Source organism: Microbacterium sp. P5_B6, from assembly GCF_056400345.1.
This window is the reverse complement of record NZ_JBFULL010000011.1, coordinates 77,161-87,131: the sequence shown is the minus strand read 5'-3', so window position 1 is coordinate 87,131 and position 9,971 is coordinate 77,161. Positions and strand designations below refer to the sequence as shown.

General features: G+C 69.1%; 11 protein-coding genes. 5 read left to right on the top strand and 6 right to left on the bottom strand.

The genetic code is table 11. From position 1 onward, the window contains the following. Positions 1 to 125: 125 nt before the first annotated feature. Together nrdI and nrdH are read right to left on the bottom strand one after the other, a co-directional pair. The gene (gene nrdI, locus AC1DP3_RS14625; RefSeq protein ID WP_477294497.1) at positions 126 to 587 is read right to left on the bottom strand and encodes a class Ib ribonucleoside-diphosphate reductase assembly flavoprotein NrdI; all 462 of its coding nucleotides are present in this window, start codon (positions 585 to 587) and stop codon (positions 126 to 128) included. Positions 588 to 592: 5 nt separating this feature from the next. Continuing rightward, on the bottom strand, positions 593 to 826 hold the full coding sequence (gene nrdH, locus AC1DP3_RS14620; protein WP_477294491.1) for a glutaredoxin-like protein NrdH: 234 nt from the start codon (positions 824 to 826) through the stop codon (positions 593 to 595). A gap of 381 nt (positions 827 to 1,207) precedes the next feature. On the opposite strand from nrdH, the gene AC1DP3_RS14615 reads away from it, so the two are divergent. Further along, positions 1,208 to 2,413 carry an MFS transporter gene (locus tag AC1DP3_RS14615; protein ID WP_477294489.1) on the top strand — a complete coding sequence of 402 codons (1,206 nt, stop codon included), beginning with the start codon at positions 1,208 to 1,210 and terminating at the stop codon, positions 2,411 to 2,413. Between the two features lie 55 nt (positions 2,414 to 2,468). Further along, positions 2,469 to 3,347: an intradiol ring-cleavage dioxygenase gene (locus tag AC1DP3_RS14610; protein ID WP_477294487.1), complete on the top strand. Its 879-nt coding sequence runs from the start codon at positions 2,469 to 2,471 to the stop codon at positions 3,345 to 3,347. A gap of 1 nt (position 3,348) precedes the next feature. On the opposite strand, the gene AC1DP3_RS14605 is transcribed toward AC1DP3_RS14610, so the two are convergent. Then, positions 3,349 to 3,753 carry a pilus assembly protein CpaE gene (locus AC1DP3_RS14605; RefSeq protein WP_477294486.1) on the bottom strand — a complete coding sequence of 135 codons (405 nt, stop codon included), beginning with the start codon at positions 3,751 to 3,753 and terminating at the stop codon, positions 3,349 to 3,351. A gap of 55 nt (positions 3,754 to 3,808) precedes the next feature. Between AC1DP3_RS14605 and AC1DP3_RS14600 the strand changes: the two genes are divergently transcribed. Beyond that, positions 3,809 to 4,567, top strand: a complete 759-nt coding sequence (locus tag AC1DP3_RS14600) for an alpha/beta fold hydrolase (RefSeq protein ID WP_477294484.1) — start codon at positions 3,809 to 3,811, stop codon at positions 4,565 to 4,567. A 22-nt stretch (positions 4,568 to 4,589) separates the two neighbouring features. Here the strand turns inward: AC1DP3_RS14600 and AC1DP3_RS14595 are convergent, their stop codons facing one another. Together AC1DP3_RS14595 and AC1DP3_RS14590 are read right to left on the bottom strand one after the other, a co-directional pair. Next, on the bottom strand, positions 4,590 to 5,588 hold the full coding sequence (locus AC1DP3_RS14595; protein WP_477294482.1) for a TIGR00341 family protein: 999 nt from the start codon (positions 5,586 to 5,588) through the stop codon (positions 4,590 to 4,592). Between the two features lie 81 nt (positions 5,589 to 5,669). Next, positions 5,670 to 5,954, bottom strand: coding sequence for a hypothetical protein (locus AC1DP3_RS14590; RefSeq protein ID WP_477294481.1), 285 nt, complete (start codon positions 5,952 to 5,954; stop codon positions 5,670 to 5,672). A 36-nt stretch (positions 5,955 to 5,990) separates the two neighbouring features. Between AC1DP3_RS14590 and AC1DP3_RS14585 the strand changes: the two genes are divergently transcribed. Continuing rightward, a complete protein-coding gene (locus AC1DP3_RS14585; RefSeq protein WP_477294479.1) occupies positions 5,991 to 7,157 on the top strand; it encodes an acyl-CoA dehydrogenase family protein in 1,167 nt (388 codons plus the stop codon). A 430-nt stretch (positions 7,158 to 7,587) separates the two neighbouring features. Here AC1DP3_RS14585 and AC1DP3_RS14580 read toward each other — a convergent pair whose 3' ends face one another. Then, the gene (locus AC1DP3_RS14580; protein WP_477294477.1) at positions 7,588 to 8,220 is read right to left on the bottom strand and encodes an endonuclease domain-containing protein; all 633 of its coding nucleotides are present in this window, start codon (positions 8,218 to 8,220) and stop codon (positions 7,588 to 7,590) included. Positions 8,221 to 8,691: 471 nt separating this feature from the next. On the opposite strand from AC1DP3_RS14580, the gene AC1DP3_RS14575 reads away from it, so the two are divergent. Then, a complete protein-coding gene (locus AC1DP3_RS14575) occupies positions 8,692 to 9,963 on the top strand; it encodes a DUF445 domain-containing protein (protein ID WP_477294476.1) in 1,272 nt (423 codons plus the stop codon). The last annotated feature ends 8 nt before the right edge of the window (positions 9,964 to 9,971 follow it).

Below are 9,971 nucleotides of genomic sequence, written 5' to 3'. Positions count from 1 at the left end.
GCGGGCGGCCCGCTTGTCTGCGTCGAACTGGATCTTGCCGTCCGGACCGTAGAGATTGAGCATCGCGTTCAGCGAGTGGTAGTCGAGACCCTCGAACCGCTGATCCGACGCGAAGTCGGTCTCCTTCAATGCTGCTTCCACCATCGTTCCAATCCGTCGCTCACGCGATCAACATCTTCTGGTGTGCCGAAGAGTTCTAGCCGGTACAAGTGGGGCACGTGGCACTTGCGGCTGATGATGTCGCCGGCGATGCAGAAATGCTCGCCGAAGTTCGTGTTGCCCGCGGAGATGACTCCGCGGATCAGGCGTCTGTTGGCCTCGTCGTTGAGGAACCTGATGACCTGCCTCGGAACAGCGCCCTTCTCCTCGCCTCTTCCCTGGCCRCCCCCGTAGGTGGGAGTGACCAGGACGAACGGCTCATCGACGACGAGCGGACGTTCGGTGGGGTGAAGGGGGATGCGGACAGCCGGCAGCCCCAGCTTCTCGACGAAACGGGCGGTGTTGCCCGATGTGCTCGAGAAGTAGACCAGGAGCGGCGCGGCTGTCTCGGCAACCGCGCTGCTCGCCTGAGCGACCGCGGTTGCCATTGCGGTCATGCCAGACGGGTGGCGAGCTCGTCGATCTTGTCGGGACGGAAGCCCGACCAGTGGTCTTCGTCGGTGATGACGACGGGAGCCTGCAGGTAGCCGAGTGCCTTCACCTGCTCGAGCGCAKCGGGATCCTGCGTGAGGTCGAGGACCTCGTAGTCGATTCCCTTGGAGTCGAGTGCGCGGTACGTCGCGTTGCACTGCACGCAGGCGGGCTTCGTGTAAACCGTGATCGCCATATAGATCGTTTCTCCCCTCACAGCCGGTGTCGTGACCGGCGGTCCCCCCACCGGGAGTCCAATACTACATATGGGTACCGACATTGGGTAGCACCACAAGGGCTAGTAGTTACATCCGTGTAGTTTTCCACCGTTCTCCCCATGTACAACACAGGTTCTCCACCGTTTCATCCACAGCCGGGCACATTGGTCAGAACCCTGGGAAAACGCCTGGATCGGGGTCGTTTCGATCGCCGGAGCGCGATTCATCCACAGGTTCAGACGCTACGCGGGGGTTCCGACATCCGTTTCGGGCGAGTCCGCGCGGACGGCGTGTCGGCGGCCCGCCCTTCGGCCCGAGCGTGCCCTCATCCATCAGAAGGGGCGCGATAGCCTGAAGGGATGGCGGGATACCGGGAGCTGCTGCGCACACCGGGCGTCGCGCGCATCATCGCGGCCCAGCTGGTCGCACGCTTCCCCAACGGGATGACGAGCCTCGGCATCCTGCTCCATATCCAGCAGATCACCGGCTCGTACGCCGCTGCCGGACTGGTGCTGGCCGCAACGTCGGTCGGTCAGGCGGTGGCCGGTCCCGTGACCAGCCGCTGGATGGGCGCCTGGGGCATGCGTCGGGTGCTGACGACCACCCTCCTCATCTGCGCGGCCGCCATCACCGCACTGGCCCTGCTCGAACTTCCGCTTCCCGGCTACATGGCGCTGGGCATCGTCGCCGGGCTCTCCACCCCGCCGGTCCAGTCCGCGGTGCGCACGATCTACCCGAAGATGGTCAACTCGCGGCAGCTCACGCCGCTGTTCTCGCTCGACGCCTCACTGCAGGAGATCATCTGGATCGTGGCGCCGGTGCTCATCACCTTCGTCGCGACTCAGGTGGGCACCGTGCAGGCGCTCCTCCTGATCGTCGTGATCCTGCTGGGCGGCGGCGCGTGGTTCATCCTCTCCCCCGAGGTCGGGCGCGTCCGCATCCCCCGCAGCCGGCGAAGCATCGGCAAGGTGCTCGCGAAGCCTCCGGTGCTGCTCGCCACGATCACCGGGTTCCTCCTGATCGGCGCCTGCGCCGCCGTCGAGGCCGGCGTGGTCGCCACCTTCGGCCACGAGGGGCTCGAGGCCGGCATCGTCCTGGCCGTCTTCTCGATCGGCAGCCTCGCGGGGGGCCTGACGTTCGGGCATATCCCGATCGGGCCGTGGGCGATGGCGCGGCGCTTCGCCGTCGTCGCCGGCGGCCTGGCGCTCACGACCGTCTCGCTCAACATCTGGTGGCTGGGGGGATCGCTGGTCCTCGCGGGGGTCGGCATCGCGCCCGCGCTCGCGGTGATGTTCGCCATGACGTCGGCGAGCGTCAAGTTCAGCGAGACGGCGGAATCGTTCGGATGGGTCGCCACCGGGCAGCTCATCGGCGCCGCGGCGGGATCGGCCATCGCCGGCTTCCTCATCGACGGCAGCGGCCCGCAGGGCGCGTACTGGGCGGCGACCGGCTTCGCCGTCGTCGGCCTGATCGTCTCGGCGGTCTTCGTGCGGTCGTTCCCCGACCTCCGCGGCCGCGACGCGAGCCCCATCCCCGACACCGAGCCGGTCCAGACCATCACCTGACCGCCTCAGGCGGCATCCATAGCGATCGCATAGTCGGGGACTGTGGAGTGGAACCATGACAGAAGATCGCTGGCTGGACGACAATGGCCGCCGCATCGACGAAGACCATCGCGGGCTCGTGTACGACGTCCAGACGCTCATCAATCGGCGTCGCGCCCTCGGCATCTTCGGCGGACTCGCGCTCACGAGCCTGCTGGCAGCGTGCGGAGCGACGACGGAGGATGCCGCGGCCACTCCCTCGGGCTCGGGGTCGGCGACTCCCCCTGCGACCCCGAGTCCCTCCGCCACCACCTCGGCCGAGGCATCCGCTCCCCTCGCCGAAGTGCCGGATGAGACAGGCGGGCCCTATCCGGGCGACGGCTCGAACGGTGTGAACATTCTCGACGACTCGGGGATCGTCCGCACCGACATCCGGTCGAGCTTCGGAGCCTCGAGCGCCGTGGCCGGCGGCATCCCGCTCACGATCGCACTGACGGTGCGGGATGCCGCAACCGGCGCCGCCCTGGCCGGTCGAGGCGTCTACCTGTGGCATTGCGACCGTGAGGGCCGGTACTCCCTCTACAGCGCGGGCGCCGAGAACGAGAACTACCTTCGAGGGGTGCAGGAGACCGATGCGAACGGCACGGTCACCTTCACCTCGATCTACCCCGCGTGCTATTCGGGTCGGTGGCCCCACATCCATTTCGAGGTGTATCAGGATGTCGCCACAGCTGTGGCGTCCGGCCCAATCGTCAAGACCAGCCAGATCGCCCTGCCGGCGGAGACGAGCGCTGAGGTGTACGCGACCTCCGGCTACGAGCAGAGCGTCCGGAACCTCTCACAGACCTCGCTGCAGACCGACACCGTCTTCCGCGACGACGGGGGGATCCACCAGATCGCGACGATGACGGGCTCGACGAACGGCTACACGGCGGCGCTCGCGATCGGCGTCTGACTCAGGCGAGCCGCTCCAGCAGCGCCAGCAGCGCGAGGGCGTAGGCATCGGCAGGTTCGGGATGCGGGAACACCCGGTGCTCGTCACCCACCACGATCTCGACCTCGTGCGTGTCGGCGAGGCGCCGTAGCGATCGGAAGGTTCCGCGCAGCAGTTCCCGCAGCTGGTCCTCGCGCGGCAGCCACAGCGCATCCTCGAGGGCGACCGAATCCAGCGCCCACTCCGTCGTGCCGTTGAACGCCAGGATCTGGCCCGTCGGATATGTCCGCGGCTCGATCGTCATGTCGCTGACCGTGAAGATGTCGGCCTCGAACTCCGGCTCGTTGAGCTGGAACCTGTCACCGGAGGCCGGATGCCAGATGAGGCCCGCTTCTTTCAACGCCACTGCCAGCTCGGATGAGATCATGGCGACCATCCTCTCGCGGCCAGCACGGCCCTGGCCGCGCAATAGGCTTTTGCGCATGCCCGCTCCGGTGATCCTCCCTCGTCTCGCGTGGGGCGACCCTTCCTCGTCGCGTCACGCTCTGCTCGTCCACGGACTCGGGTCCAACGCCGCGCTGATGTGGCGCTACGGCGTCGCTCTGGCCGAAGCGGGCTGGCACGCGGTCGCCGTCGATCTGCGCGGTCACGGCAGCGCTCCGCGCGCCCTGGACTACACGCTCGAGGCCTACGCCGCCGACCTTGCCATCACCCGGCCGGACGGCCGCGACCACTGGGAGCTCGTCGTCGCGCACTCGCTCGGCGGCGCCGCCGCCACATTGGCCGCCGCCGAGCACTTCGGCTGGACGCGCCGGCTGATCCTCGTCGACCCGGCGATCCATCTGAGCGACCACGACCGCGACGTCGTCCGCGACTCGCAGGAGCGGTCGTTCGCCGACCCCACTCAGCGCGCCGTGCGCGCCGAGCACCCGCACTGGCACGAGAACGACATCGAGCTCAAGGCCCTCTCCGCGCAGCAGGCGAGCCGGTGGGCGGTCGAGCAGACGAGCGCGCAGAACATCCATTGGGACGTTCGGGATGCCGCATCCCGCCTCTTGGTGTCGACCCATGTGATCGCGTCCGACCCGAAGGTCTACTCGATCTTCAAAGGCGCCCTCGTCGACCAGGTGCGCGCGAATCCCCGCGTCACGGTGTCTGTCGTCACCGGGGCAGGCCACTCCCCCCACCGCGATCTGCCCGACGACACGATCCGCCACCTGCATCAGGCGCTGAAGGGCTGACCCTCGCCGTGAAGGACGTCCGTCAGCGGACGACGTGCTCGACGCCGAGACCGGCGTCGACGATGACGCCCACATAGTCGGGCAGCCGTTCGGCGAGGCTGCTTCTCAAGTCTTCGATCGGCGGTATCGACCCGTCGTCTGTGGTGACATCGACGGTGGCCACCAGCCCCGACCAGTCCACGTCATACACGCGCGCGCCCGGATCGTCCTCCAGCCACGTCACCGCCGTCTGCTGGATCGACACCGACCAGCGGGCGAGCGCGACCGAGACGATCGAGTTGGCCGCGAGCGGCACCGCGATGATCAGCCCGAGGACCGTGACGACGATGTAGGCGCGGCGACGGTTCGCGTCGGGAGACGAGCCGGGGTCGCGCGCGTACCCGCCCATGGTGAAGACGATGCTGCCGGCGATCACGAGGGCGACGACGTTCGACAGGAAGAGGATCAGCGCACCCAGGGCGTCGCTCCACTGACCTTGACCGGCGCAGACTCCGACGACCCCGAGCGGGGGCACGAGCGAGATGGCGATGGCGACTCCGGGCAGCACCGCGCTCAGGTCCTTCCGGCACATCGCGAAGCCGCCCGCAAAGCCGGTCGCCACGGCGGCCACCAGGTCCATGAGGCTCGGCGAGGTGCGCCCGAGCACCTGCGAGTTCGTGGCCAGGCTCTCGGGCGTCGCGACGAAGACGGAGAAGAACAGTCCGAGCACGACGACGATCACCACCCCGGAGAGCACCCACAGGATCGATCGCACCACGAGGCTCAGGTGCCCGGTGACGATGCCGAGCGCGATCCCGAGAATGGGGGTGCCGAGCGGCGCGATGATCATCGCGCCGATGACGGTCGCGGTGGAGTCGGTGAGCACACCGGCGATCGCGATCGTGCCCGCGAGCGTCAGCATGATGAGGAAGCCGGTGCGCTTGCTGACGGTGTCGCCATGACTGAGGTCGAGGGCCTCGCTGAGGGCTTCGGCCGACTGTCTCTGCGACGGCGGGATCAGAGTCTGGGTGAGGCGGGACATGAGGGCTCCCTTGCGGCGAGGTTGCGATCATCGTCCCACCCGGCGAGCTCCGCGGGTGGCGGTGGCGCACCGTGTCGAGGCTCAGGGACGTACGGGAGCGTCGATGGGCCCGCTGCGCACAGCGCCGGGCTCGGCATCCGGCGGCACGGCGCCGGGCTCGGCATCCGGCGGCACCGCGCCGGGCTCGGCATCCAGCGGCACCGCGCCGGGCTCGGCATCCGGCGGCATCGCGCCGGGCTCGGCATCCGGCGGCACCGCGCCGGCCCCGGCATCCGGCGGCACGGTGCCGGGCTCGGCATCCGGCGGCACGGCGCCGACTTCGGCATCCGCCGAGACGGCACGGCCCCGGCTCGGCACCAGCGGCACCGCGCCGGCCTCGGCATCCGACGGCAGAATGAGGACGTGACCGCGACGCCGTTCGACCCGACCGTCCTCCTGCCCGATGAGCTGATCGGGCGCTTCCGCGAGCGCGCGGCGGTGCACGATCGTGAGAACACGTTCCCCGAGGCCGATCTCGCCGAGCTCACGGCCGCGGGCTATCTGGCGATCCTCGTTCCCCGCGAACTCGGCGGCGGCGGGCTCGGCCTTGCCGAGGCATCCGTGCTCCAGCAGCGCCTGGCCGGCGCCGCACCCGCGACGGCCCTCGCCGTCAACATGCATCTCGTGTGGACCGGCGTCGCGAAGGTCCTCGCCGACCGCGGAAGCGACAGCCTGCGGTTCGTGCAGGAGGGGGCTGCGGCCGGCGAGGTGTTCGCCTTCGGCATCAGCGAGGCCGGCAATGACCTCGTCCTGTTCGGAAGCGACACGGATGCCGCGCCCCGGGCGGACGGAGCGTACGAGTTCACCGGCACCAAGATCTTCACTTCGCTCGCCCCCGTCTGGACGCAGCTCGGCCTGCACGGGCTCGACACGACAAGTCCCGACGCTCCCAAGATGGTCTACGCGTTCGTGCCGCGATCAGCCGAGGTCGTCACCCGGGACGATTGGGACACGTTGGGCATGCGGGCGACGCAGAGCCGGACGACCGAGCTGCACGGTGCCGTCGCACCCGCCGATCGCGTCGTCCGGCGCCTTGATGCGGGGCCCAACCCGGATCCCCTCGTGTTCGGCATCTTCAGCGTCTTCGAGCTGCTCCTGGCTTCGGTGTACACCGGGATCGCCCGCCGGGCGCTCGATATCGCGGTCGAAACAGCCCGGAAGCGCACCTCCAAGCGCTCCGGCACGACCTACAGCCAGGACCCCGACATCCGCTGGCGCATCGCCGACATGGCCCTCGCATACGACGCCCTCCCGCCGCAGCTGGAATCGCTCAGCCGCGACGTGGACGACCTGGCCGACCACGGTGCACGGTGGTTCTCCCTGCTGGCGGGGGTCAAGCACCGCGCGGTCACGGCGGCCAAGGGCATCGTGGACGACGCCGTGCTCGTCGCCGGAGGGTCGTCGTACTTCGCCGGGTCCGAGCTCAGCCGCCTGTACCGCGATGTGCTCGCGGGCCTCTTCCATCCGTCCGATCCGGAGTCCGCGCACTCGACCGTAGCGACCGCGTGGCTGGGGCCGCTCGACGGCTGAGCGGGAACTGCTCAGGCCCAGCGGCACGCCACGCCCGCCGAGCACCACGAACGCACCTATCATCCTGAGCACTTTCCGCTCGTCCACCAGCGCCCCGCGTCCGACGATCCTCAACCACCCGGCTCCGGAACCGCATGCTTCACGGGCAGAACCGAGAACTGCTCAGGCTGGATGGCCCGCTCGACGGGCGCAGCCCCCAGAGTCGCCCCCTGAACCTGAGCACTTTCCGGCGCCTGCCCTCAGCGCGCCGCCCGGCAAAAGCGCACCTGCCCTCAGCGCGCCGCCCCGCAAAAGCGCACCTGCCCTCAGCGCGCCACCCCGCAAAAGCGCACCTGCCCTCAGCGCACCTGCCCTCAGCGCGCCGCCGGCGAGCGCGCCGCCGGCGAGCGCGCCGCCCCGCACCCAGCGCGGCCGAGCACCCGCCGCCCGGTCAGCGCGGGCGACCCCTCGACCGCCACGCGTCGATCATCCCGCGAAGCGCTCGCAGGACCTCCTCCGGGTGGTAGAGGATGTCCTCGGCGATCGGGCGGTAAACGGCATATCCCCGCTGCGCCAACTGCTGGTCGCGCCGCCGGTCCGCCCGCTGGGTCTCCCAGTCGCTGTGATGAGCCTTGCTGTCGCACTCGACGACCAGCCAGCCATCGACGACCATGTCGACCCGGCCCACGCCCGAGATGGCGACTTGAAGCTTGACGCGGGAGCCGAGCGACCGAATCATGAGGCGCACGATGGTCTCCGTTCCTGACTCGGCTCTGCCGTCGACGCGACGGCGCAGCCGGCGGTACCCGCGGGGAAGCGCCCGGAAGATCTCCCCGAGGTCCTCCTCGCGGATCAGCCGCTTGTTGAGCGCGGAGTCGAGCGCGACCACGGCTGCCTGCGCATCGAGACACTGAACGGCGTGGATGAGGGCATCCACCATGAGCACGGACGGAGCGTGCGGGTGCGGCTCGCGGGAGAGCGACTGCCAGTGCAGCTTCGGCCGTGAGTCCTTGCTCCCGCCCAGGCGGCTTGCGTTCCTCTCCAGATGAACGTGCACGCGATCCGGCGCCTCAATCAGGAACACGCCTCGCTTCCTCAGCTCGGACACGCACGTAAGCCGACCGCCGACGCCCACTGCAGCGACCACATCGGCCGGGGCACCTCCGAGCAGGTACCGGCCTTTCCGGGGCCGCAGAAGCGTTCGCTCCGTGACGGCCCGCGCGATCTGCCGATTCGACAGGCCGAACGCGTGGATTTCCTGACGATTGAGGATGTGAAGTTCTTCCATCCCGAAATGCTGAGATCCAGCGAGGAAGATCACCGTCGCACTGGCACAGTCTGTGGGCCGATCGGCGTGTGGGAGGCCTTGGGAGGAAAGTGCTCAGGCCCAGCGGCAGTTGCTGCACCTGAGCATTGCGCACGGTGACACCTGAGCCTGAGCAGTTTCCGCTGCAAGCCGTCGACACTCCCGGGCAACGCCGAACCCACCTATCATCCTGAGCACTTTCCGGCAATCGTCGGCGACCGCGCCGCCCCGGCATGGGATGCTGGCGCGATGACCGTCACCAAGACGACCCTCCTGAGCCCGGCGGATCAGGAGCGCCGCCGCGGGCTTCAGCAGATGAAGGGCGTGGCGCTCGGCGCGCTCATCGCCATGGCGCTGGTGTTCCTCGTCTCATTCGCGTTCGAGGAGCAGGTCCCCGCACTGGCGTACCTGCGGGCAGCGGGCGAGGGCGGCATGGTCGGTGCACTCGCCGACTGGTTCGCCGTCACGGCCCTGTTCCGGCATCCGCTCGGCATCCCGATCCCGCACACGGCGATCATCCCCAACCGCAAGGACGAGATCGGCCGCACGCTGGGCGAGTTCGTCGAGACCGAGTTCCTGCGTGGCGACGTCGTGCGCACCAAGCTTCAGGCCACCGCCATCGCCGCGCGCGGCGGTGAGTGGCTCCGAGTTCCCGCACACGCCGAACGCGTCGCGGCCGAGGGGTCGGCGATGGCATCGGGGATCCTGAAAGCCCTGAGCGACGACGATGTGCAGGACGTGATCGAGGAGCTCGCCCGCGAGCACCTCATCGCCCCCGAATGGGGACCCCCGCTCGGCGCATGGCTCGGCCGGCTGGTCGAGTCCGGCGCACACCACGGCGCGGTCGATCTCGGCGTGGACAATATCGGCACCTGGCTGGCGGGCAATCAGGCGGCCTTCACGGGACTGGTCTCCCGCCGGCTGCCCCCATGGCTCCCCTCTGTGGCACAGAGGCTCGTCGACGACACGGTCTACAACGAGGCCCTGAAGTTCGTGGCGGCCGTGCGGGCCGACCAGCAGCACCCCGCACGCAAGGCGATCGACGGGTACCTCGTCCGCCTCGCGGAGAACCTGCAGCACGACCCCGCGACGATCGGTCGCCTCGAAGACGCGAAGGTCAAGGTGTTCGACAGCCCGCGGGTCCGCGAGCTCGCGGCCGAGGTGTGGAACACGGCCAAGTCGGGCCTTCTCACCTCGCTTGCCGACCCCGAGAGCGGGCTCAGGCGCAGGGCGGCGACGGCGATCGCGGAGATCGGCGATCGACTGACGACGGACCCGGCGCTGCAGCACCGCGTCGACACCTGGGTGACGGATGCCGCCGTGTTCGTCGTGGATCGGTACCGCCATGACATCGCCTCGATCATCACCGAGACGGTCGAACGCTGGGACCCCGCCGAGACGACCGAGAAGATCGAGCTCATGGTCGGACGCGACCTGCAGTACATCCGCCTCAACGGCACGATCGTCGGAGCGCTCGCCGGCTTGGCGATCTTCACCATCGCGAACGCTCTGCTCGGATAGCCTGGGCG